The organism is Paraburkholderia unamae (assembly GCF_003268775.1).
GTDB classification, from domain to species: Bacteria; Pseudomonadota; Gammaproteobacteria; order Burkholderiales; family Burkholderiaceae; genus Paraburkholderia; species Paraburkholderia unamae.
Genome location: NZ_QLSU01000011.1, coordinates 68,253 through 89,838 on the forward strand (window position 1 = coordinate 68,253; position 21,586 = coordinate 89,838).

Genomic DNA, 21,586 nt, shown 5'->3' on the forward strand with positions numbered 1-21,586 from the left:
AATATCGGGTAAGCATGGCACGTGCGGCGCGCAACCCGCGTGGCAGGCGGGAAAACGGCCGCTATATCGGTACACCCCGCCCGATATGGGTTCGTGCGAACAGTTCGGCCGGCAGGTCTCCTGGCTCGCAGGTCGTGGGCCGCATCGGCCTTCCCGGTAAAACCAGTGGCGCGGGTGGATGCGGTCTCGCTGCTTACAGTCGCGGGGGCGGCCACAGCGTGCTGTGTTCCCTTTTTTTGCGGCCCGGAGTCAGCGCTTCGGCGCTTGGCTCCGGTCTCACGCAAAGTTGCCTTAACGGCGCCGGCGGACACGGTATTATGCCCGTTTTCAGGCGCGCTCCGCCCGGCAAAGGGGCTTGCGCGCGAGATGTCGCAGAGCGATGAGCAACGACGGAGAACGAATGCAGGGCAGGCAGGCATGGCTGACGGTGGTGGGAATCGGCGACGAGGGTTACGCGGGGCTCGTGCGCGACGCCCGGCGCGCACTGTTCGACGCGGCCGTGGTGACGGGCGGCGCGCGTCATCTCGCGATGCTGCCGTCGCGCGTGCGCGCGCGGCGCGAACCGTGGCCGCAGCCGTTCAGCGTCGAGGCGCTGCTCGCGCATCGCGAATCGAATCTGCCCGTGTGCGTGCTCGCGAGCGGCGACCCCATGCTGTTCGGCGTGGGCGCGACGCTCGCGCGCCACGTGACGCCCGGTGAAATGCGCGTGCTGCCCGCGCCTTCGTCGCTTTCGCTTGCGGCGGCGCGCCTTGGCTGGGCGTTGCAGGACACGGCGACGGTCTCGCTCGTCGGCCGTCCGCTCGACGCGCTGCGCCGCCATCTGTACACCCGCTCGCGCGTGCTCGCCTTGAGCTCGGACGGGCGCACGCCTGCGGCGCTCGCCGCGTTGCTGAGCGAGGCGGGCTTTGGCGCGACGCGCCTCGCCGTGTTCGAGCATCTGGGCGGCGCGTGCGAGCGCCGCATCGACGGCCGCGCCGACGCGTGGCAAGTCGAAGAAGCCGCCGCGCTCAATCTGGTCGCGTTCGAATGTACGGGCGAAGCCCCGGCGCACACGCACGGCTGGACGCTCACGCCAGGTCTGCCCGACGACGCCTACCGCCACGACGGCCAGCTCACGAAGCGCGACGTGCGCGCGCTCACGCTCGCGCGCCTCGCGCCTGCGCCCGGCGCGCTGCTGTGGGACGTGGGCGCGGGCAGCGGCTCGATCGGCATCGAGTGGATGCGTTCGCATGCGGCCTGCCGCGCGATCGCGATCGAGGCGCATGCGCAGCGCCAGCGCTTCATCGAGCACAATCGCGCGGCGCTCGGCGTGCCGGGCCTGCAACTCGTGGCGGGCCGCGCGCCCGATGCGCTCGCGGGCCTCGCCACGCCCGACGCCGTGTTCATCGGCGGCGGCGTGACCGCGCCGGGCGTGCTCGACGCGTGCTGGGCGGCGCTCGCGCCGGGCGGCCGGCTCGTCGCGAACGCGGTGACGCTGCAAAGCGAAGCGGCGCTCGTGGCGTGGCGTGCGCAGCATGGCGGCACGCTCACGCGCATCGGCATCGGCGAAGCGCAGCCGCTGGGGGGCTTCGACACGTGGCGCCAGGCGCTGCCCGTCACGCTCTACGAGGCCGTCAAGCCATGACGGCGCGCATCCTGCTGCTGGGCGGCACTGGCGACGCGCTGACGATCGCGCGCACGCTCGGCCCTGCGCATGTCTACTCGCTCGCGGGCCTCGGCCGCGTGCCCGCCGATCTCGCCTGCGCGGTGCGCGTGGGCGGTTTCGGCGGCGCGCAAGGGCTCACGCGCTTTCTCGCGGACGAGCACATCGCGCTCGTTTTCGACGCGACGCATCCGTATGCCGCGCAAATCAGCGCCAACGCGTCGCGCGCCTGCGAAGCGGCAAACGTGCCGTACTGGGCGTTGCGCCGCGCGCCCTGGCAACCGCAGCCCGGCGACGACTGGCGCATGGTGAGCGGCTGGGCGGGCGTGACCGAAGCGCTCGCGCCGTTCGCGCGGCCGCTTTTCACGCTCGGTCGCGAGCCGCTCGCGCACCTGGACGAAGTGCCCGAGTTGCAGCACTGGACGATCCGTTGCCTCGACGCCCACCCCGGCCACGCCCGCGCACGCGTGATCGATGCACGCGGGCCGTTTACGCCCGAAGGCGAGCGCACGCTTTTCACCGGGGCGCGCATCGACGTCGTGGTCAGCAAGAACAGCGGCGGGGCGGCCACGGAAGCGAAGCTCGCGGTCGCGCGCGAAATGGGTCTGCCCGTGGTGATGATGCGGCGGCCGACATTGCCGGACGCGCAACGCGAATTCGCCTCGGCGCAAGCCGCGATCGAGGCGCTCGCGCACTACACTCAGCGGAGTTTCAACGCATGACAGTTTTCTTCATCGGCGCGGGTCCGGGCGACCCCGAGCTGATCACCGTGAAGGGCCAGCGCCTCGTGCGCAGTTGCCCGGTCATCCTCTATGCGGGGTCGCTCGTGCCGCCCGCCGTGCTCGAAGGCCACCGCGCGCACAAGGTGGTGGACACCGCGCCGCTCACGCTCGACGAGATCGTCGCCTTGCTCGAAGACGCGCATGCACAGGGGCTGGACGTCGCACGCGTGCATTCGGGCGACCCTTCGCTCTATGGCGCGATCGGCGAGCAGATCCGGCGCTTGCGCATGCTCGGCATTCCTTATGAAGTCGTGCCCGGCGTGACCGCGACCGCCGCGTGCGCCGCCGCGCTCGGCAGCGAACTCACGCTGCCCGGCATTTCGCAGACGCTGATTCTCACGCGCTACGCCACGAAAACGTCGATGCCCGAAGGCGAGCAGCTTGGCGATCTCGCGCGCCACAAGGCGACGCTCGCCATTCACCTTGGCGTGCGCCACATCGCGCGCATTGTCGAGGAATTGCTGCCGCACTATGGCGAAGATTGCCCGGTTGCGGTGATCTATCGCGCGAGCTGGCCCGACGAGGAACGCGTGACCGGCACGCTCGCGGACATCGCGCAAAAAGTGCAGGCCACCGATATCGAACGCACGGCGCTCATTCTCGTCGGGCGTGTGCTTGCGGCCGAAGGGTTCGCCGATTCGACGCTGTATGGGGCGTCGAAGCGCTAGGTTTCAGGAAAGCGCGCGCAAGTGCGCGCGCAGCTTGTCGACCTCGCCTTCGGCAAACGGTTGTTCGATTGCCTCGTGCGTTTGCTGCCACAAAGGAAACGCCTCGTTGAGCAGTTGATGCCCCTCGGGCGTGAGGCTCAGGAGGCGGCTGCGCTTGTCCTCCGGGTCCTGCTCGATCACCACCAGGCCGCGCCGCTCCAGCGGCTTGAGCGCGGCGGTGAGCGTGGTGCGGTCCATGGCCAGCAGCGACGCCACGTCTTTCATGGCCGGTGGATGCGGCCGGTTCAGCGACATCAGCAGCGAGAACTGCCCGTTCGTGAGGTCGAGCGGGCGCAAAACCTCGTCGAAAATGCGCGCAAGGTTGCGCGCCGCCCGCTGCATATGCAAGCACAGGCAGCAATCGCGCACCAATAGCGTGGTTTCGAAGGGGAGTTTCTTTGCGCTGGCCATGTTGCAATTGTGTTGATATCAACCTATTCTGTCAAGGCCGGAGGGGCGACCCGACGTTGCCCTGGTTTCACACCCGCCATCGCGCCGGCACCCAGATCAGCAGACGGAGGACACATGAGCGATCAGAAGCTGTTTCTCGCGGTATTTCTCGGCACTAAGGACAACCCGCGCATGAAGGCGTGGTCGGCGCTTTCCGATGCAGAGCGGCACGCGCGGGAAAAGGAGGGCATTGCGGCATGGCATGCGTGGGTCGAAAAGCACAAGGCGTCGATCGCCGATTTTGGCGGGCCGGTCGGCAAGACGAAATCCATCGGCGAAAAGGGCGTCGTGGATACGTCCAACGCGCTATCGGGCTTCACGGTCGTGCGTGCGGCGTCGCATGAAGAGGCCGCGAAGCTGTTCGAAGGTCACCCGCATTTCTCGATTTTCCCCGGCGATTCCGTCGAAGTGATGCCGGTTCTACCGATTCCCGGCGCCTGAACGGAGGCTTGCCATGAGACTTTACGGATTTGCCGGCACGCGCTCGCAGCGCGCGCTGTGGGGCCTGAAGGAAGTCGACGCCGACTTCGAATTCGTCTCGGTCAATCTGCTCGAAGGCGAGCACCGGCGGCCCGAATACCTGCGCGTCAATCCGGCCGGCAAGGTGCCCGTGCTGATCGACGGCGACCGTGTGATTCCCGAGTCGGCGGCGATCGTGCTGTATCTCGCGGACAAGTATCCGGAGAAGGGACTCTTGCCCACGAATCTCGACGAACGGGCGCAGGCCTATCGCTGGACGCTGTTCGCCGTCACCGAGCTTGAGCAGCCGCTCTGGAGAATCACGCGGCACTCGTTTCTTTATCCGCCGGACAAGCGACTTCCGGCCGATATCGAGCTGGCGCGCGAGGACTTCAAGACCATGGCGGCGGTGCTCGACAAGCATCTCGAAGGGCGCGAGTTCATCGTCGGCAACCGGCTCTCGGTTGCGGACTGCGTGACGGTGTACCTGATGGACTGGGCCAACGAAGTGCAGTTGCTCGAAGGCTTTCCGCGCTTGCAGGCGTATCTGGAGCATCTGTATGCGCGGCCCGAGGCGCCGCAGCGTATTGCCGATGCGCGCAAGGCCGCATAAAAAAACAGCCCGATCAGTACCGACTGATCGGGCTGTTTCCCTGAAACGTCATGTCAATCAATGCGCCCGCGCATGCTCGTGATCCACATGCGTGCGCGGTTGCGTCACCATGCTCACCACGGCGAGCACGATCACGTTCACGAACAGCGCGAGGAAGCCGATGTTGACGTCCTTGATCGCATCCGGTGCGAACGGAATCAGTTGCGCCACGCTCAGGTGCGTGAGCGTCGTGATGATGACCACGAGCACGCCCGCCAGGATGCCGCAGAACGCGCCTTGCTTCGTCACGCGATTGCGCGGCGAGAGGCTGCACACCAACGCCGGGAACAACTGCGTGACGAAGTTGTAGCCCATCAGCAGCAGCGCGACGATCGTTTCGCCGCCGCGCAGCGTGAAGCCCACCGCCACGAGTGCGATCACCGGCACGAAGAGGCGCGCGAGCTTCGCCACGCGCGCGTCGTCGGCGTTCTTCACGAGGCCGCCGCGATACACGTCGTTGGCGAGCAGCGTGGAAGCCGTGGTGAGGATCATCGAGCCCGGCACGAGTGCGGTGAGCACGCCGGCCGCGCCGATCACGCCCACGAACCACGGATCGAACGTTTGCAGCGCGAGACGGAAGAGCGAGAGATCGATGTCGGCGCCCTTGAGGCCCGGCACCTTGAGCACCGCCGCGAAACCGCAGAAAAACACGAACAGCAGGATGAGCTGGTAAAGCGGCAGGATCATCGCGTTGCGGCGGAAAATGCGTTCGTTCTTTGCGGTATAGACCGACATGAACGTGTGCGGCCACATGAAGAAACCGAGCGCCGTGAGCAGCACGGTGGACTGGAACCACGTCACGCTCTGGCCGCGCGGCGCGAAGGTGAGGAAGCCGGGCTTGGCGGCGTCGATGGCGCGGAACATCTCGCTCATGCTGCCGTAGTGGTGAATCGGCAGGTAGATGCCGAGGAACACGGCGATGGCGAGAATCATCGTGTCCTTCACGACCGAGTTCCATGCGCAGCCGCGCACGCCTGAAGCGATCACATAGGCCGTGACCACGATCGCACCGATCCAGATGGCCGCCGTCGACGAAACCGCGCCATACGAGGCCGTCGTCACGATGATGCCGAGGCCCTTGAGTTGCAGCACGAGATAGGGCACCAGCGCGAGCACGCCCACGCACGCCACGAGCACGCCGAGTGCGGGGCTCTGGTATTTGCGCGCGAAAAAGTGCGGCTGCGAAACGAGCCGGTGCTGCTTCGCGAAGCGCCATACGGGCGGCAGCATCCAGTACGAGAGGATGTACGCAAGCGTGCCGTAAGCCAGAATGTAATAGACGGGCGCGCCCTTGCCGTACGCGAAGCCGCTGCCGCCCAGAAACGTGAAGGTCGTGTAGATCTCGCCCGCCATCAGCAGGAACACGAACGCGGTACCGAAGCTGCGCCCGCCCACCGACCACTGCTCGAGACTCATGTCGTGCCCGCGACGGGCTCGCACGCCGAGGTAGAGCGCGACGACGGTGATCGCCGCGATGATGAGGAGGGCGCTCATGGCCGCACCTCCGCATCCATGTCGGCCGCGGTCCGGTTGACGGGATCGAGCCGGTAGATGATCCCCATGATCGCCGCGGTCAGCACGACCCACATGACGATCCACGCGAGCACGAGCGGCATGCCGAGCACGAGCGGCTCGGTGCGATTGACGAACGGCACCCCCAGAAGGATGCCGATAAAGGGCAAGGCAGCGAGCAACCTCAGTGACATGGCAACTCCTCTTTCATATGAGAAGAAAAGAAACGTCGCGCCGGGGTGCGAGGCAATCCACTCTATGCTTGTGAACGCGCCCCGTAAAGCTGCCAAAATTACTGAAGGGTTTGCCGGGAAGGGACGGTAAATATTGGTGCAACGCGCCATTTTTCGGGGATCGGGGCGACATCGATCAGGCACGCGAAACGCCGATCCGGCTACACTTCTCGCAGCCCGGCGCGCCGTACGCCGCTTGCCTTTAACGGATCGACTTCATGATCGAAAGCCTGATTTCAGACATCCTGTTCGGTTTCACCGGACTGATCAGCATCATCAACCCCATTGGCGTCGCCTTTGTCTTTCTCGACCGTACCGCGAACCTCACCGACGAAGAACGTCGCCTGCTCGCCAAGCGCGTGGCGATCAACGCGTTCTTCGTGCTGGTCGCGGCGTTTTTCGTCGGCACGCCCATCCTGCATTTCTTCGGCATTTCGATGGAAGCGCTGCGTATCGGCGGCGGCCTCGCGGTGGCCGTGAGCGGCTGGCAAATGCTCAATGCGCCCGAGCCCGAACCGGCCTCGGTCGATCACCCGATCAAGCCCATGAGCGCGAGTTCGGCTTCCGGCAAGGCCTTTTTCCCGCTGACGATTCCGCTCACCACCGGCCCCGGCTCCATCGCTACGGCCATCGCGCTGAACGCCAACCGCACGCACAAGCTGTCGGCGTGGCTGCTTTCGAGCTTCGCATCGATCGTGATTTCCACGCTTGTCATGCTGGTGATCTATTACGTATACAGCCGCGCCGCGCGGCTTTCGCAATACCTCGGTGTGGAGGGCACGCGCGTGGCCATGCGCGTATCGTCGTTCTTGCTCCTGTGCATCGGGGTGCAGATCATACTCACAGGATTGACCGGCTTTCTCACGCCAATCGCCGACCTGCGCGCCGTGAAGTAAGCGGTCTAAACAGGCGAAGCACGCAAGCTGAACACGCAAGCGGGCGGCATACGAAAGCAACCTTTCGAAGGAGACCATCATGTGCCGCTGGCTAGCCTATTCCGGCAACCCCGTGCAGCTCGAAACCGTGCTGTTTCACGCACGCCATTCGCTGATCGACCAAAGCCTGCACTCCACCAAGGGTGCCACCACCACCAATGGCGACGGCTTCGGCATGGGCTGGTTCCAGGACCCGCACGACATTCCGTATCGCTACCGCAGCGTGCATCCGGCCTGGAACGACCGCAACCTGCGCGAGCTTGCGCGCGCCGTGCACGCGCCCATGTTCATTGCGCATATCCGTGCGGCGACCGATACGCCGGTGCAGGAGACCAACTGCCATCCGTTTCGCCACCGGCGCTGGATCTTCGCGCACAACGGGCTGATTCGCAGCTACCCGCTCATCCGGCGCGACCTGCTCGTGGCGATCGATCCGGATCGTTTCAATGCGCTCGAAGGTTCGACCGATTCGGAAACCATGTTCTATCTGGCGATGACATTCGGACTCGAAATCGAGCCCGTCACCGCGCTCGAACGCATGGCCGGTTTCGTCGAGGCCACCGCGAAAAAGCACGGCATCGAGCCGGCGCTGAACATGACGGTATGCGCGTGCGACGGCGAGCAGATCGTCGCCGCGCGCTATTCGAGCGAGCGTAATTCGCGCTCGCTTTTTCACACCACGTCGTTCCGGCATTTGCGCGAGCTGTATCCCGACGATCCGCGCATCACGGCGGCGGGCGACGACGCGTATCTGCTCGTCTCCGAGCCGCTGGGCGACCGGCCCGAGGTCTGGGCCGAGGTGCCGGAGTCGACAGCGATTGTCGTGCGCGGGGCCGAGGTGGAATACCGACCGTTCGTGCCCGTCGCGCCTTAAGGCGGGTTGAGCGCGCCAGCGGCTTAGCGCTTGCGCCGCGCCGCCGCGAGGGCGATCGCTTCGTCGAACAGCGCGGCGTCCACCGGCTTCACGAGATGCATCTCGAAGCCCGCCTCGCGCGTGAGTTCGACGTCGGCGGCCTGGCCAAAGCCCGTCATCGCCGCGAACATCGTGTGCGCGAGCGGGGGCAGCGCGCGCAGTTCGCGTAAGGCGGCATAGCCGTCGATTTCGGGCATGGCGATGTCGATGAACGCGACGTTCGGCGTGAAGCCGTCCACTTCCTCGCGCGCGTGCGCCGCGCTATAGGCCACGCGCACGTCGTGCCCCTTGAGTTCGAGCAGCATCGCGAGGCTGTCGGCCGAGTCGCGGTTGTCGTCCACCACGAGCACGCGCATGGGCGGCACGCCGGCTTCGGCGAGCGCCGCGAGTTCCGCCGCATTCGCCGTGAGCGGCGCGGCGTGCGCGGGATGCGTCGCTTCGCGCGCGAACGGCAGGCGGATCGTGAAGGTGCTGCCCTTTGCGTGGCCTTCGCTCGTGGCGGAAATCGTGCCGCCGTGCAACTCGATGAGCGAGCGGCACAGCATGAGGCCGATGCCGAGCCCGTTTTCGACCGGACCCGGCATCGAGCGGTCCTGGCTGAAGAGGCCGAAGATCGACTCGAAGGTGCCGGGACGCAGGCCGCGGCCCTCGTCGCTCACCTGGATTTGCACGGCGCGCGCGGCGGGCCGCACGTCCACGACGATGCGGCTGCCGTCGGGCGAGAACTTCGAGGCGTTGTGCAGCAGGTTTTGCAGCACCTGAACGAGACGCGTGTGATCGCCCGTCATGGTGAGCGGCGCGGCGGGCATGCGCACCTCCACGTGCTGGCTGCGCGCCGAGGTGAAAGGCTGCGCGGCGTCGATGGCGTGCGTGACCACTTCGCACAAATCGAGCGGCGCCTCGCGCAGTTCGATCTTGCCCGAGGTGATGCGGCCGACGTCGAGCAGGTCGTCCACGAGCCGCGTGAGGTGCACGATCTGCCGGTCGATCATTTCGCGCGCGCGCTCGATCTCGGGGCTCGGCGCGTCCATGAGGCGCATGGTGGCCACGGCGTTGCGCACGGGCGCGAGCGGGTTGCGCAATTCGTGCGCGAGCATGGCGAGGAACTGCTTCATCTGCTCGCTCGAATGCTCCAGCTCGTCGGTGCGGCGGCTTTCGGTCATGTCGCGCGTGACCTTGGCGAAACCGGTGAGGCGGCCGTGGCTGTCGTGCACCGCGGTGAGCGTGACGTTGGCCCAGAACATCGAGCCGTCCTTGCGCACGCGCCAGCCTTCGGTCGCCATGCGGCCCTCGTCGGCCGCGCGCCGCAGTTCACACTCGGGCAGGCCGGCGCTCACGTCCTCGGGCGGGTAGAACACGGAAAAATGCTGGCCGACGATCTCGGCCGGGCGGTAGCCCTTCAGGTTGGTCGCGCCGGTGTTCCAGCTCACCACGTAGCCCTGCGGATCGAGCATGAAGATCGCGTAGTCGGTCACGCTCTCCACGAGCAGGCGAAAGCGTTCTTCGGACAGGCGCAGCGCCTCGACCTGGCGCCGCTCGGCGGTGAGGTCGCGCGTGATCTTGGCGAAGCCCGAGAGCGAGCCGTCGCGCTCGCGCAGGGCGGTGATGACGACGTTGGCCCAGAACATCGTGCCGTCCTTGCGCACGCGCCAGCCTTCGTCGTTGAAGCGCCCGTGCAGCGCGGCCTGTTCCAGCTCGTGATCGGGCCAGCGGCGCGCCTTGGCTTCTTCGGTGTAAAAACGCGAGAAATGCTGCCCGATGATCTCGTGCGCCTCGTAGCCCTTGATGCGGGCCGCGCCGCGATTCCAGCTCACGATGTGGCCGTGCGTGTCGAGCAGGAAGATTGCGTAGTCCTCGATGGGCTGCACGAGCGCCTCGAAGCGCCGTTCGCTATGGCCTTCGGTCGGGGGCTTTTCGGGAGGTTGCGCTGGGCTGCCGTGCGGGGCGATGCCGGAGTCGGGCGTCGTCATGGTCCTCGGGTCTGGAATGAGCCTCTTGAATGGACGCCCGCGCGCGGCGGGCGCCGCAGCTTACCACGCTCGCTGGCCCGAGCGGTCGTACTTTTCGGCCATGGCCGGAATACCTGCGCGCACGTGGCGTTCCGCGCGGCGCACCTGGCGCGTGAGCAGCACGACGTGCGGCGGCACCACGCGGCGCCGGCGCCAGGTCCAGAACGCGCCGCGCAGCAGCGCCACGCCGGCGGGCCCGAGCGAGCGCTGGCGCGCGAACACGGCGAGCGCGCGCCCGGTGGCCGCGAGCGCGTCGCGCATGGGCAGGCGCATCCAGGCAACCCAGGCCGCGTTGCGCGCGCGCGCACAATGCTGCGCGCGCGTGAACCAGTGATACAGCGGCTCGCGATGTGCGAGCGCCTGCTCGCAGTAGGCGATCTGATGGCCGGCCGCAAGCAGGTCGAGCGCGGCGAGTTCCTCCGCGCCGCCGTGCGAGAGCCGTGCTTCGTAGCCGCCGAGCGCGCGGAACACGCTCGCGCGGAAAATGCACGCGCCCGCCATGAAATTTGCGAGCACCGGGCCGGCGGGGTTGTCGGCGCCGGGCGAGGTGGCGGCGAGCATCAGGCAGGCCGGGTGGATCTCGCGCTCGTCGCCGCCGACCACGCGCGCGTTGAGCACGGCCACCTGCGCGTGGGCGTCGAGCAGCTTCGCCGCGCGGGCAAGCGCGCCCGGCGCGAACCAGGTGCCGTCATCGCAGCACGCGACATACTCGGTGCGGGCAAGCAGCACGGCGCGATTGAAGCCGGCCATGCCGCGGTCACCCAGCGACTGCACGATGCGCACCTGCGGGAACAACGAGGCCAGCAGGCTCACGGTGGAGTCGGTGGAGCCGTTGTCGGCCACGATGACGTCGGGCTGCTCGGGAAGCGCGGTGAGGCGCGCAACGGTATCGACGACCTGACGCACGTGGTTGCGCGTGAGCACGACCACTGTCACGCGCGGCGCGCTTGGGGAACCGGAGGCATGGGCGGAGGCATTCATCGCAGCGGGGGGCGCGAGCCGGTCGGAGAGTTGTCGAGTTGACCCTTGTCAGCATACGCCGTTGGCGCGCGACATGCAGCACATGGCGCGGCAGCGGCGTTGCACTGCACGATTTCGAGGTGCGCAAGTTTCGTGCGCGCGGCTCAGGGTGCACTCAGGGCGCACTCAGGGCGCTCAGTCGCGCGCACAGATTTCGTCGAGATGGGCGAGCAGATCGGCGGGATCTTCGTACACGCGCAGCGCGCCCGCGCGCTCCAGTTCCTCGGTGCCGTAGCCGCCAGACTGCAAGCCCACGCCGAGCGCGCGGCAGCGCTGCGCGGCGAGCATGTCCCAGACGCTGTCGCCTACCACGATGCAACGCTCGATCGGCACGTTCAGGCGCAGGGCCGCGCCCACGAAAAGATCGGGGTCGGGCTTGGCGTGGCGCACTTCGTCGCGCGTGACGACGGTGGTGACGGCCGGGTCCACGCCGAGCGCCTGGAGGTTCACGGAAGCCGTGGCGAGCCGCCCGCTCGTGGCGATGGCCCACGGCACCTGCGCGGCGGTGAGCGCGTCGAGCAGCGCGCGTGCGCCGGGCAGCGGGCGCACCTGGTCGGAGTGGCGGCGATAGGCGTCGGCGTGCAGTTGCTGGAGCCGGGCGATGCGCTCCGGCGAGATGGCCTCGTGCGTCTCGCGCAGCAACTGGTTCATGAACAGGCCGCCGCTCATGCCGATGCGGCGATGGATGCGCCACACCGAAAGCTCGATGCCGTCCGCGTCGAGGGCTTCCTTCCACGCGAGCACGTGCTGGTAGACGCTGTCGACGAGCGTGCCGTCGAGGTCGAACAAGAATGCCGTTTCGGTGCGCATGGGGAACTCCGGACGGTTGGCGGCGGGGAGTGCAAATGCGGGCAATACGCTGCGGTACGGCAAAAAGTGTACGCCCGACACGCTGCGCGCGCCCTGTGAAGGCGCGCGCAGCGCTCGCTTACGGAGCGCTGGCTGGCGCAGCCGCGTTCGCCGCAGGGGAGCCGCCCCGCGCACCCTGCGCGGAAGCAGGACCTTGGGCAGAAGCGGCAGCGGCGGGCGGATACATCTGAAGCAGCACGCGCAGCACGCCATTGGTCCAGCCGAAGCCGTCCTGCAACGGATATTCGCCGCCGCCCGCCGAGGACGCCTTCGTGGCCGAAGCACTCACGTCGTATTTCTCGACCAGTTTGTGCGTGCGCTCGTAGTAGGCGAGATTCGTCGCGATCCAGCGGGTGGCGATTTCCTGCGCGAGGGCCTGCTCGCCGTAGCGGCGCAGCCCCATCACCGCGAGATATTGCAGCGGCGCCCAGCCGTTGGGCTCGTCCCACTGCTGGCCCGTGGCGACCTGGGTGGTGGCGAGGCCGCCCGGGCGCAGCAGGCCGGCGCGCACGGCGGCGGCCACGTCCTGCGCCTGGGATCGGGTCGCGACGCCCGCATAAAGCGGGTACAGCGTTGCCGCCGTGAGCCGGTGCGTGAGCGTGCGGTGCGCGAAGTCGTAGTCGCTGAACGCGTGCAGTTGCGGATCCCAGAGCACGCGGTCGATGGCGTCGGCGCGTTGCTGGGCGCGCTTCGTCATCAATTGGGCTTCGCGCGCGTCGCCCTTGAGGCCGTAGGCTTTCGCGAGCGTACGCTCGAGGATCACCATCAGCGAATTGAGGTCCACGGGCGCGAGCGAGGTCACGTCGATGGTCGCGAGCGTGCGGCCGTCGGCGAGCCAGCGCGAGCTGTAATCCCAACCCGTTTCCGCGCCCGCGCGCAGGTTGCGCCAGAGGTCCGAGGCGTCGCGCTGCGGCGTCGCGCGCGCCGTGAGGATGTCCTCGCGATACGACTCGTCGCGCGGGCGGTTGCGCGCGTCCCAGTAGCGGTTGAGCAGCGTGCCGTCGGGCAGGCGCACCACATGGCGCGCGGCATGGCCGGGCTTGAGCGTTTGCGCGCCCGCCATCCAGTAGTCGTATTCCTTGCGCAATTGCGGCAGGTAGCGCAGGTAGACGGCGTCGCCGTCCTTTTCCGCGACGAGGCTCACCATCTGCGCGAAAAACGGCGGCTGCGAGCGGCTCAGGTAATACGTGCGATTGCCGTTCGCGATGTGCCCGTAGCGGTCGATCAGCGCGGCGAAGTTGTTCAGCTCGTCGAGCGCGAGTTCGTGGCGGCCGCTCGCCTCCAGCCCGAGCATGATGAAGTACGAGTCCCAGTAGTAGATCTCGTTGAAGCGCCCGCCCGGCACGACATACGCATAGGGCAGCGGCAGCAGCGACGAATACGGGTTCGGCTTCGCGTCGGGGCGGCGGCTCAGCACGTTCCAGAGCGTGTCGATATGGCCGACCACGTCCTGGTTCGGATCGGAAACATAGTGGTCCCCGGTTTGCGCCGGGGCGGTGAAGTTCTGGTTCACGAACTGCGTGAGCGCGGCCTTGTGCGCGGCGGCGTCGCGGTCGGCGGCGTGCTGTGCGCGCCAGCGTTCGTAGGCCGCCGTGATCTGGCCGGGACGCTCGTTCGGCAGCATGTCGGCGAACGTTTTGCTGTCGGGGAAGATTTGCGCGAGCTGGACGTCGTGGTAGAGGCGGCCGTACAGGTCCGCGGGCGTGGCGGGCTGGTTTTCCTTGGCGGCGGCGTGCTGCTCGGGCGTGTGAACCGGCTTTGCCGATTCTGCGGATTTTGCCGATTTTGCCGATTGCGCGGACGGTTGTAATTCCTGCCCACTGGCTTGCACGGGCGCGGAAGCGACGGTGGAGGCGGCTGCGGCCTGGACTTCGGCCGCGCCGGCGTCGTTGGCGAGCGCAAGCGTGAGACTCAGCGCGGCTGCGAATGAGGCTGCGAATGAAGCGGCAAGCGAAGCTGTAAGCGGTGCGAAACGGTGTTTCGTTCTGGGATTGGCGGACTGGGAGCGGAGCGGAAAAGGCATGGGCGCGGTGTTCTTGGTGACGGGGAGCGCGCGAACGCCCAGGTGGCGGGCGCAGGCGAAGCGTGCCGATGAGCAATTTCCGTTCCGCGCGAGCGCCACAGCTTTGTCACGTTATTCGAAATCGGGATAGTCCATATTCGCCATATCGCGTTGCGCGATAACGGACCCTGCGGCGAAACTTGCCAAAAATCAATTCAAGCAACGCCGCATTCAGGAGACATCCATGCGCACCCAGGTTGGCATCATCGGCGCAGGGCCCGCGGGCCTGCTTCTTTCCCATCTTCTGCACCTTCGCGGCATCGACTCGGTCGTGCTGGAGCTGCGCGGCCGCGAGCAGATCGAATCGACCATTCGTGCCGGCGTGCTTGAGCAAGGCACGATGGACGTGCTCACCGAAGCCGGCGTCGGCGCGCGCATGCAGGCCGAAGGCGCGGTGCATCACGGCTTCGAGCTGGCGTTCGAAGGCAAGCGCCGCCGCATCGATCTCACCGGCCTCACCGGCAAGGCCATCACCGTCTATGCGCAGCACGAAGTGCTCAAGGACCTCGTGGCCGCGCGCGTGGCCGCGGACGGCAAGCTGTTCTTCAACGTGTCGAACACGTCGATTCACGACATCGAAAGCAATTCGCCGTCGATCCGCTTCACGCACGAAGGCGAAGCACACCAACTGCACTGCGACTACGTGATCGGTTGCGACGGTTTTCACGGCGTGTCGCGCGCCGCGATTCCGGCGTCGCTGCGCCAGGATTACGAGCGCGTGTTCCCGTTCGGCTGGTTCGGCATTCTCGCCGAGGCGCCGCCCACCTCCGACGAGCTGATCTACGCGCGCCACGAGCGCGGCTTCGCGCTCATCAGCACGCGCTCGCCGAACGTGCAGCGCATGTATTTCCAGTGCGATCCGAAGGACAACGTCGACAACTGGTCCGACGACCGCATCTGGGCCGAGCTGCACGCGCGCGTCGATTCGCTCGAAGGCCATCGGGTCGTGGAGGGCAAGATCTTCCAGAAGAACATCGTGGGCATGCGCAGCTTCGTTTCCACGACGATGCAGCACGGCCGCCTCTTTCTCGCGGGCGACGCGGCGCATATCGTGCCGCCCACGGGCGCGAAGGGCCTGAATCTCGCGGTGTCGGACGTGCGCGTGCTGACCGCCGCGCTCGTGGCCTTCTACAAGGAGAGCCGCACCGATCTGCTCGACGCCTATAGCGAAACGGCGCTGCGCCGCATCTGGCGCGCGGAGCATTTCTCGTACTGGATGACGCGCATGATGCACCGCCTCGACGACGCCTCGCCGTTCGAGCAGCGCTTGCAGGTCGCGGAACTGGAGCATGTCACCACGTCGCGCGCCGCCGCCACGGCGATGGCCGAGAACTATGTGGGCGCGGTCGCGGTGTAAGGTAAGCGCTGCGAATGAAAAGGCCGTGCGGGTTTGCGACCCGCACGGCCTTTTGTTTTGGGCAACGCAGGTCCGCTCAAAGCGGCGCGAGCGGCGCGACGCCCAGTTCGCTCGCCAGATCGGCGAAGGGCTTGCGCACGGAATCGGGCAGCACGATGGTCTGCATGTGCCGCGCGCGATTTTCCGCTTCGTACTGCCCCGGATACTGCACCGGTTGTGCGGGGTCCTGGGGCGGGCAACTGAGCAGATAGTCGAGGAACGCTTCGACCTGCTGCGAGCGCCAGGTCGTGTTGAAGTCCACCTGCGGGTCGAGCACCAGCGCGAACATATTGTTGGTAGCGACGCCATTGCGCGGATTGTCGGGGTGGATCGTGCCGCCGCCCGAGAGCACGCCCGCGAGCAGCTCCGCCACGAGCCCGAGCGCGTAGCCCTTGTGCAGACCGAACGGCAGCAGCGCGCCGGGCGGGTTGGCGAACACCACGTTCGGGTCGGTGGTCGGCTGGCCGTTGGCGTCGATCAGTGAGTTTTCCGGCGCTTCGAGGCCGTTTTCGGCGAGCACGCGCGCCTTGTTGACGGCGATCGCGCTGGTGGCGATATCCACCACGAAAGGCGGCCGCCCGCCCGGCAGCGGCCCCGCGAAGCACAGCGGATTGGTCGTGAGGCGCGCCTCGCGTCCGCCGAACGGCGCGACGATCGGCGGCCGGTTGACCACGTTGGTGAAGGCCAGCAGCACATAACCTTGCGCCGCGACCATTTCGCCGTAGTGGCCCATGCGCCCGAGATGGTGGCTGTGGCGCAGCGTCACGATGCACTGGCCGTGCTCGCGCACGCGCGCGATGGCGTCGTCGATCACGACCTTGCCCACGTGCTGGCCGAAGCCGCTGTGGCCGTCGTAGGCGATCAGGCTGCCGCGGTCCACCACGCGTTCGGCGCGGCCGTCGGGCGTGACGAAGCCCGCGGCCAGCACGCGCCGGTAGTTCGGCAGGATCGAGAGACCGTGGCTCGCGTAGCCCACGCGGTCGGATTCGATCAGGTGATCGGCGACGTCGGCGGCGATGTCCGCGGGCACCGAGACTTGCGTGAGCACGGCCGTGGCGTAGCGGCGTGCGTCATCGATATTGACTTCCATGAGCGGCCTCCCTGGCGGTAACAGGTTGGAGTGCGGCGTTCAGATCCAGCCCAGCCAGCGCCACCACGTCGCGGCGAACAGCAGCAGGAGCAGGTAGCCGACTATCGTGAGCACGATGCCTACGCGCGCGAACTGCTTCGCCGTGAAGGTTTCCGTGGCGAGGCACACCATGTTTTGCGGCGCGTTGATCGGCAGGATGAAGCCGAAGCTCACGACGAAGCCGAGCAGCATCGTGAGCCCGAGCCGGTTGAAGTCGCCCTGCATGGACTGGAGCACCGACACCAGAATCGGCAACATGGCGGAGGTGAGCGCCGTGGCGCTCGCAAAACCGAGGTGAATGAGGATGAGGAAGGCCGAGAGAATCGCGAAGGCCATGAACGGGCTGGCGGTGTCGAGCCCCGTGTGGTGCGCGACGAGGTCGCCGAGCCACTGGCCCGCCTTCGTCGTGAGCAGCGCCGTGCCGAGGCTGATGCCCACGCCGAACACGATCACCGTGCCCCAGGGAATGCGGTTCTGCACGGTCTTCCAGTCCATCACGCCAAAGCGCGGCAACAGCAGCAGCACGAGGCCCACGTAAGTGACGGAAGTGGTGTCGAAGGGGTGCAGCTTGCCTTCGGTCGCCCAGAAACACAGCAAGCCGATGGCGACGCCCAGCAGGCGCTTTTGCGGGCCCGTCATGGGGCCGAGTTCGCGCAGCGACGCTTCGACGGCTTCCTTGCCGCCCGCGATCGCGTCGGCTTCCGGCGGCATCATCTTGAGCACGATGACAAGCAGCGCCACCGACATCACGATCGCCCACGGCGCACCCGCGATGAGCCAGTCGAGCCAGGTGACGCGCGCGCCGAGCATCTTGTCCATGAAGCCCACGGTGAGCAGGTTCTGCGCGGCGGCGGTCTGGATGCCGACGTTCCAGATGCTGGTGGCCTCGGCCACCACGATCATGATGCCCGCCGCGATATTCGAGCGCTTGTCCACGCCGAACGCGGAAATCACGCCCACCATGATCGGCACGACGCAGGCGCTGCGCGCGGTGGCGCTCGGCACGACGAGCGAGAGCACGATGGTCACGGCGATGGCGCCGATCAGGATGCGCCGCGTGGTGGTGCCGATGAGCGAGAGCGTGACGAGCGCGATGCGCCGGTCGAGGCCCGTGACGGTCATCGCCGCCGAGATGAACAGGGCGCCCGCCACGAGCGCGAGCGCGGAGTTGGAGAAGCCCGCGAGCGCCATGGTGATGGCCTTGTTGGTGCCATACATGACGGCTGGGTTCTCGATGGTGGGCGCGGTGCCCACGAGAAACGCCATGAGCGAGGTGATGATGATGGCGCTCGCCTCGTACGACACGGCCTCGGTGAGCCACACGACCACGGCGAAGGCGAGGATGGCGAGCATGCGCTGTCCGGCGGGTGGCAGGCTCGCGGGCAGGGGCAGCACAAGTACGACGACGAGGGCGATCACGCCCGCGATCAGGCCCACAGGTATGCCTTTTTTCTGCGGCCCGGCGCTTGCGTTGGCGGCCGGCTGGGGTGCGTTCATGACGATGACTCCATGTTGGGCATGCATGTGGCGCGCCGATGTGAAGCGCGTGCAGCGTCGATGGGGCGGTCTTGCTGGTTGCGATGCTGTTTGACGTGCGGTTGCCGGATGAAGCGGCGCGATCGCTTCGCGGATGGTACTGCCATTCGACTGATGAAGCGTTTGGGGTGTCCGGCGCGGGCGTGCGGGAGCCGGCGGGAGAGGCATGCGAACAGCGCAAGAGTGGCGCAAGAATGGCGCACGAATGGCGCAATCAGCGCGATTTACGTGTCGTGGCGCAGAGGGGTGGCTGGAGCCAGAGGCGTTCGAGGCGGCGCGAGGGCCGCTTCGAACGCATGCAGAATGCTTTGACTACGCGAGAAAGAGCGCGTGAACGACCAGGTGCTGCGCGCGATGATCGCGCGCGGCGGCGATGCGCCTTACTGGCTCGCGCCGGCGGCTGCGTTGGCTTTCTTCTGTGCGTCCTGGAGGTTCTGCGGATAGTTCGGGTCGTTCAGAGCCGGCTTGTAGCCCGCGTCTTCCAGCTTCTTCAGCTCGGCGGTGTTCTTCGCGCGGGCGGCCTTGCGTTCGGCCTTGTGCTGCGCTTTGGCTTGCGCCTTGGCCTGCTTCTTCTGCTCCTTGGCGGTGAGCGGTTGCGAGGCGGCGGCCTCGGCGGCTGCCGGTGCGCTGGCTTCGGTTTGTGCGAATGCCGGCGCGGCGGCGCCGATCAGGAATGCGGCGGTCGCCGCGGCGAGAGCGAGCTTGCTGGTGGTGGAGCGCATCAAATCCCCTAATGATTGGTTTGTACGGCTTGCCCAGGGCTGGGCGGCCGGGCGGGCCGTATGTGCTGCATACCCGGCTCGCCCGGCAAACAATGTATACGATCCACGTTAAAGACGGTAGCAAGCGCAGACCCTGGCACGCGGCGAGGGCGGCCCGGCGCCTGGAGCCCGGAGTCTAGAGCTTCGCGGCGGCGGCCGCGACGATGCGCGCGCGCTCGGCGAGCGAGGCAGCTGATTGCGCGCGCAACCTTTCCACGATCGCGCGCGGGGCGGTGGCGGGGTCGCCCGCGTCGAAGGGCGGCGCCGGCGCATATTCGAGTTCCAGCTGGAGCGCCTGGGCGGCCTCTACGCCGATCAGCTCCGCGGCCAGCGTCAATGCGAAATCGATGCCCGCGGTGATGCCGCCGCCGGTCAGCACGTTGCCGTCGCGCACCACGCGCGCCTTCACGGGCAGCGCGCCCAGCGGCTCCAGCAGTTCGTGAAAGGCCCAGTGCGTGGTCGCGCGCCGCCCGCGCAGCAGCCCGGCTGCGCCGAGCACGAGCGCGCCCGTGCAAACCGAGGTGACATAGCGCGCCTCGCTCGCCTGGCGGCGCAGGAAGGCGAGCGTCTCGTCATCGGGAATCAGTTGCCCGACGCCGCTGCCGCCCGGCACGCAGATCACGTCGAGGGGCGGGCAGTCGTCGAAGGTCGTGTCCGGCGTGAGCGTGAGGCCGGTGCTGGAGCGTACGGGTTCGAGCGTTTTCCAGATGAGCCGCGCCTGCGTGTCGGGCATCGAGGCGAGCACGTCATAGGGGCCGGTGAGGTCGAGTTGCTGGACGTTGGGAAAGACGAGAAAGCCGATTTGCAGCGCCATGGAGTGTCCCCGATCAAGGTTTGGGTATCGTAAAAAGCCGGCGGCGTGCCGGGCGGACGGGAATCACTGTAGCCTTGCGCGGGCGCGCTACCGTGCCAAAAACGCTGCAAAAACTGCCAGCGGCGCACGCTGCGCGCAACGCCCGGTGCGCGTGCGTACAATCGCGCGCAATGCAGGACCGCGACAGGAAACAAGCGCCATGAACACGCCAGCCACGACTCCGCCCAGCCGCACCCGCTCGTTTACGACGGTGTTCTTGATCGAGATGTGGGAGCGCTTCGGCTACTACGGCATGGCGGCGCTGCTGGTGCTGTTCATGGTCGAAAAGGTCGGCTTCACCGACCGCCACGCCAACCTCACCTGGGGCGCCTTCGTGGCGCTCGTTTTCGCGGCGCCCGCCATCGGCGGGTGGATCGGCGACCAGGTGCTCGGCGCGCGGCGCTCGATGCTGGCGGGCGCGGCGATTCTCGCGGCGGGGTATCTGATGCTCGCCCTGCCCAACGACAGCCTTCAGCACATGTATGCGTCGCTGGGGGTGATCGTGGTCGGCAACGGTCTCTTCAAGTCCAACGCCGCAAACCTCGTGCGCCGTATCTACGAGGGCGACGACGCCCAGCTCGACAGCGCGTTCACCATCTATTACATGGCGGTGAATATCGGCTCGACCATCTCGATGCTCGCCACGCCGTGGATCAAGGAGCATTGGGGCTGGCACGCCGCGTTCGGCGTGTGCTGCGCGGGCATGGTGCTCGGCCTCGTCAACTTCTTCCTGATGCGCCGCTCGCTCGCGCATATCGGCTCGGCCCCCGACGAACAACCGCTGAACCTGGGCCGGGTCGCGCTCGTGGCGGTGGGCGCCGTGGCGCTCGGCGCGGGCACGCTGTTCGTGCTCCAGCACGAGGCGATCGCGCGCGGCTGCGTGTATGTCGCGGCCATCGCGATTCTGGCGATCTTCGGCTGGATGCTCGTGCGCTGCCAGCACGCCGAGCGGGCCGGTCTGATCGCCGCGCTGATCCTCACGCTCCAGGTGATCCTGTTCTTCGTGTTCTATCAGCAGATGTCGACGTCGCTCACGCTCTTCGCGCTGCGCAACGTCGATCCGCAGTTCACGCTGTTCGGCATCGACCTGTTCCGCTGGAGCCCCGCGCAGTTCCAGGCGCTCAACCCGCTGTGGATCATGGTGCTTTCGCCGGTGCTCGCCGCGCTGTATACCGTGCTTGCCCGGCGCGGGCGCGACGTGCCTGTGGCCGGGAAATATGCGCTCGGCTTCGCCGTGGTCGCGGCGGGCTTTTTCGTGTTCGCGATGAGCGGGCGCTACGCGGTGGAAGGGCGCGTGTCGTCGTGGTTCATGGTGGGCGGCTACGGGCTCTATTCGCTCGGAGAACTGCTCGTGAGCGGCCTGGGCCTCGCGATGATCGCGCGTTACGTGCCCGCGCGCATGAGCGGCTTCATGATGGGCGCGTACTTCGTCGCAACCGGCGTCTCGCAGTATCTGGGCAGTGTGGTGGCCAATTTCGCGCAGATGCCCTCGGGCGAGCTCGATCCGCTCGCCTCGCTGCCGCTCTATACGCGGCTCTTCACGGGTCTTGGCTGGCTCGCGTCGATCGGCGTGGTGGTGGCCGTGCTGCTGCTGCCGCTCATGAACCGCCTCTCGCGCGAACACCACGAAAAGAGCCTCGCGCAAGCCGCGGCGCGCGAGGCGCAATCGTAGGCGCAGGGTTGCCT

20 protein-coding genes and 1 riboswitch are annotated in these 21,586 nt (G+C 67.2%); of the genes, 9 read left to right on the forward strand and 11 right to left on the reverse strand.

Annotation, left to right across the window (positions count from 1 at the left end; genetic code table 11):
• Positions 1-93 precede the first annotated feature (93 nt).
• Positions 94-290: riboswitch (cobalamin riboswitch) on the reverse strand.
• Positions 291-400: 110 nt separating this feature from the next.
• Genes cbiE through cobM form a run of 3 tightly spaced genes read left to right on the forward strand, consistent with a single transcriptional unit; the run spans position 401 to position 3,092 of the window.
• Positions 401-1,624, forward strand: coding sequence for a precorrin-6y C5,15-methyltransferase (decarboxylating) subunit CbiE (gene cbiE / locus C7401_RS19270; RefSeq protein WP_258397147.1), 1,224 nt, complete (start codon positions 401-403; stop codon positions 1,622-1,624).
• Positions 1,621-2,364 carry a cobalt-precorrin-6A reductase gene (locus tag C7401_RS19275; protein WP_112172991.1) on the forward strand — a complete coding sequence of 248 codons (744 nt, stop codon included), beginning with the start codon at positions 1,621-1,623 and terminating at the stop codon, positions 2,362-2,364. The genes cbiE and C7401_RS19275 overlap by 4 nt, the downstream gene beginning before the upstream one ends.
• Complete coding sequence (gene cobM / locus C7401_RS19280) at positions 2,361-3,092, forward strand: precorrin-4 C(11)-methyltransferase (protein ID WP_112172992.1); 732 nt, start codon at positions 2,361-2,363, stop codon at positions 3,090-3,092. The genes C7401_RS19275 and cobM overlap by 4 nt, the downstream gene beginning before the upstream one ends.
• Positions 3,093-3,095: 3 nt before the next feature.
• On the opposite strand, the gene C7401_RS19285 is transcribed toward cobM, so the two are convergent.
• Positions 3,096-3,542, reverse strand: coding sequence for a MarR family winged helix-turn-helix transcriptional regulator (locus tag C7401_RS19285; protein ID WP_112172993.1), 447 nt, complete (start codon positions 3,540-3,542; stop codon positions 3,096-3,098).
• A gap of 114 nt (positions 3,543-3,656) precedes the next feature.
• Between C7401_RS19285 and C7401_RS19290 the strand changes: the two genes are divergently transcribed.
• Positions 3,657-4,022 carry a YciI family protein gene (locus C7401_RS19290; RefSeq protein ID WP_112172994.1) on the forward strand — a complete coding sequence of 122 codons (366 nt, stop codon included), beginning with the start codon at positions 3,657-3,659 and terminating at the stop codon, positions 4,020-4,022.
• Positions 4,023-4,035: 13 nt separating this feature from the next.
• Positions 4,036-4,653: a glutathione S-transferase family protein gene (locus C7401_RS19295; RefSeq protein WP_112172995.1), complete on the forward strand. Its 618-nt coding sequence runs from the start codon at positions 4,036-4,038 to the stop codon at positions 4,651-4,653.
• 57 nt (positions 4,654-4,710) lie between these two features.
• On the opposite strand, the gene C7401_RS19300 is transcribed toward C7401_RS19295, so the two are convergent.
• Positions 4,711-6,186 (reverse strand): sodium:solute symporter family protein, encoded by a 1,476-nt coding sequence (locus C7401_RS19300; RefSeq protein ID WP_112172996.1) that lies wholly within the window; start codon positions 6,184-6,186, stop codon positions 4,711-4,713.
• On the reverse strand, positions 6,183-6,398 hold the full coding sequence (locus C7401_RS19305; protein WP_112172997.1) for a DUF3311 domain-containing protein: 216 nt from the start codon (positions 6,396-6,398) through the stop codon (positions 6,183-6,185). Before C7401_RS19305 ends, C7401_RS19300 begins: the two co-directional genes overlap by 4 nt.
• Positions 6,399-6,655: 257 nt before the next feature.
• On the opposite strand from C7401_RS19305, the gene C7401_RS19310 reads away from it, so the two are divergent.
• Together C7401_RS19310 and C7401_RS19315 are read left to right on the forward strand one after the other, a co-directional pair.
• A complete protein-coding gene (locus C7401_RS19310; protein ID WP_112172998.1) occupies positions 6,656-7,333 on the forward strand; it encodes a MarC family protein in 678 nt (225 codons plus the stop codon).
• 79 nt (positions 7,334-7,412) lie between these two features.
• Positions 7,413-8,246 carry a class II glutamine amidotransferase gene (locus tag C7401_RS19315; RefSeq protein ID WP_112172999.1) on the forward strand — a complete coding sequence of 278 codons (834 nt, stop codon included), beginning with the start codon at positions 7,413-7,415 and terminating at the stop codon, positions 8,244-8,246.
• A gap of 23 nt (positions 8,247-8,269) precedes the next feature.
• Here C7401_RS19315 and C7401_RS19320 read toward each other — a convergent pair whose 3' ends face one another.
• From C7401_RS19320 to treF, 4 genes are all read right to left on the reverse strand, one after another.
• Positions 8,270-10,255, reverse strand: a complete 1,986-nt coding sequence (locus C7401_RS19320; RefSeq protein ID WP_112173000.1) for a PAS domain-containing hybrid sensor histidine kinase/response regulator — start codon at positions 10,253-10,255, stop codon at positions 8,270-8,272.
• 60 nt (positions 10,256-10,315) lie between these two features.
• Positions 10,316-11,230, reverse strand: a complete 915-nt coding sequence (locus C7401_RS19325) for a glycosyltransferase family 2 protein (RefSeq protein ID WP_224038765.1) — start codon at positions 11,228-11,230, stop codon at positions 10,316-10,318.
• Between the two features lie 219 nt (positions 11,231-11,449).
• Positions 11,450-12,124 carry an HAD family hydrolase gene (locus tag C7401_RS19330; protein ID WP_112173002.1) on the reverse strand — a complete coding sequence of 225 codons (675 nt, stop codon included), beginning with the start codon at positions 12,122-12,124 and terminating at the stop codon, positions 11,450-11,452.
• Positions 12,125-12,242: 118 nt separating this feature from the next.
• Positions 12,243-14,186 (reverse strand): alpha,alpha-trehalase TreF, encoded by a 1,944-nt coding sequence (treF, locus tag C7401_RS19335; protein ID WP_112173184.1) that lies wholly within the window; start codon positions 14,184-14,186, stop codon positions 12,243-12,245.
• Positions 14,187-14,409: 223 nt separating this feature from the next.
• Between treF and pobA the strand changes: the two genes are divergently transcribed.
• The gene (gene pobA, locus C7401_RS19340) at positions 14,410-15,582 is read left to right on the forward strand and encodes a 4-hydroxybenzoate 3-monooxygenase (RefSeq protein ID WP_112173003.1); all 1,173 of its coding nucleotides are present in this window, start codon (positions 14,410-14,412) and stop codon (positions 15,580-15,582) included.
• A gap of 76 nt (positions 15,583-15,658) precedes the next feature.
• Here the strand turns inward: pobA and C7401_RS19345 are convergent, their stop codons facing one another.
• The 4 genes from C7401_RS19345 to C7401_RS19360 form a co-directional block, all read right to left on the reverse strand.
• Positions 15,659-16,711: an Ldh family oxidoreductase gene (locus C7401_RS19345; RefSeq protein WP_112173004.1), complete on the reverse strand. Its 1,053-nt coding sequence runs from the start codon at positions 16,709-16,711 to the stop codon at positions 15,659-15,661.
• A gap of 39 nt (positions 16,712-16,750) precedes the next feature.
• On the reverse strand, positions 16,751-18,247 hold the full coding sequence (locus C7401_RS19350; protein WP_112173005.1) for a DASS family sodium-coupled anion symporter: 1,497 nt from the start codon (positions 18,245-18,247) through the stop codon (positions 16,751-16,753).
• Between the two features lie 419 nt (positions 18,248-18,666).
• Positions 18,667-19,008, reverse strand: a complete 342-nt coding sequence (locus C7401_RS19355) for a DUF4148 domain-containing protein (RefSeq protein WP_112173006.1) — start codon at positions 19,006-19,008, stop codon at positions 18,667-18,669.
• 175 nt (positions 19,009-19,183) lie between these two features.
• Positions 19,184-19,861 carry a DJ-1/PfpI family protein gene (locus C7401_RS19360; protein ID WP_112173007.1) on the reverse strand — a complete coding sequence of 226 codons (678 nt, stop codon included), beginning with the start codon at positions 19,859-19,861 and terminating at the stop codon, positions 19,184-19,186.
• A gap of 199 nt (positions 19,862-20,060) precedes the next feature.
• On the opposite strand from C7401_RS19360, the gene C7401_RS19365 reads away from it, so the two are divergent.
• The gene (locus C7401_RS19365; protein ID WP_112173008.1) at positions 20,061-21,572 is read left to right on the forward strand and encodes a peptide MFS transporter; all 1,512 of its coding nucleotides are present in this window, start codon (positions 20,061-20,063) and stop codon (positions 21,570-21,572) included.
• Positions 21,573-21,586: the final 14 nt, after the last annotated feature.

Bases quoted from the DNA above. Each gene is read 5' to 3' on its own strand.
- cbiE (WP_258397147.1), top strand. From the start codon at position 401: ATGCAGGGCAGGCAGGCATGGCTGACGGTGGTGGGAATCGGCGACGAG.
- C7401_RS19275 (WP_112172991.1), top strand. From the start codon at position 1,621: ATGACGGCGCGCATCCTGCTGCTGGGCGGCACTGGCGACGCGCTGACG.
- cobM (WP_112172992.1), top strand. From the start codon at position 2,361: ATGACAGTTTTCTTCATCGGCGCGGGTCCGGGCGACCCCGAGCTGATC.
- C7401_RS19285 (WP_112172993.1), bottom strand. From the start codon at position 3,542: ATGGCCAGCGCAAAGAAACTCCCCTTCGAAACCACGCTATTGGTGCGC.
- C7401_RS19290 (WP_112172994.1), top strand. From the start codon at position 3,657: ATGAGCGATCAGAAGCTGTTTCTCGCGGTATTTCTCGGCACTAAGGAC.
- C7401_RS19295 (WP_112172995.1), top strand. From the start codon at position 4,036: ATGAGACTTTACGGATTTGCCGGCACGCGCTCGCAGCGCGCGCTGTGG.
- C7401_RS19300 (WP_112172996.1), bottom strand. From the start codon at position 6,186: ATGAGCGCCCTCCTCATCATCGCGGCGATCACCGTCGTCGCGCTCTAC.
- C7401_RS19305 (WP_112172997.1), bottom strand. From the start codon at position 6,398: ATGTCACTGAGGTTGCTCGCTGCCTTGCCCTTTATCGGCATCCTTCTG.
- C7401_RS19310 (WP_112172998.1), top strand. From the start codon at position 6,656: ATGATCGAAAGCCTGATTTCAGACATCCTGTTCGGTTTCACCGGACTG.
- C7401_RS19315 (WP_112172999.1), top strand. From the start codon at position 7,413: ATGTGCCGCTGGCTAGCCTATTCCGGCAACCCCGTGCAGCTCGAAACC.
- C7401_RS19320 (WP_112173000.1), bottom strand. From the start codon at position 10,255: ATGACGACGCCCGACTCCGGCATCGCCCCGCACGGCAGCCCAGCGCAA.
- C7401_RS19330 (WP_112173002.1), bottom strand. From the start codon at position 12,124: ATGCGCACCGAAACGGCATTCTTGTTCGACCTCGACGGCACGCTCGTC.
- treF (WP_112173184.1), bottom strand. From the start codon at position 14,186: ATGCCTTTTCCGCTCCGCTCCCAGTCCGCCAATCCCAGAACGAAACAC.
- pobA (WP_112173003.1), top strand. From the start codon at position 14,410: ATGCGCACCCAGGTTGGCATCATCGGCGCAGGGCCCGCGGGCCTGCTT.
- C7401_RS19345 (WP_112173004.1), bottom strand. From the start codon at position 16,711: ATGGAAGTCAATATCGATGACGCACGCCGCTACGCCACGGCCGTGCTC.
- C7401_RS19350 (WP_112173005.1), bottom strand. From the start codon at position 18,247: ATGAACGCACCCCAGCCGGCCGCCAACGCAAGCGCCGGGCCGCAGAAA.
- C7401_RS19355 (WP_112173006.1), bottom strand. From the start codon at position 19,008: ATGCGCTCCACCACCAGCAAGCTCGCTCTCGCCGCGGCGACCGCCGCA.
- C7401_RS19360 (WP_112173007.1), bottom strand. From the start codon at position 19,861: ATGGCGCTGCAAATCGGCTTTCTCGTCTTTCCCAACGTCCAGCAACTC.
- C7401_RS19365 (WP_112173008.1), top strand. From the start codon at position 20,061: ATGAACACGCCAGCCACGACTCCGCCCAGCCGCACCCGCTCGTTTACG.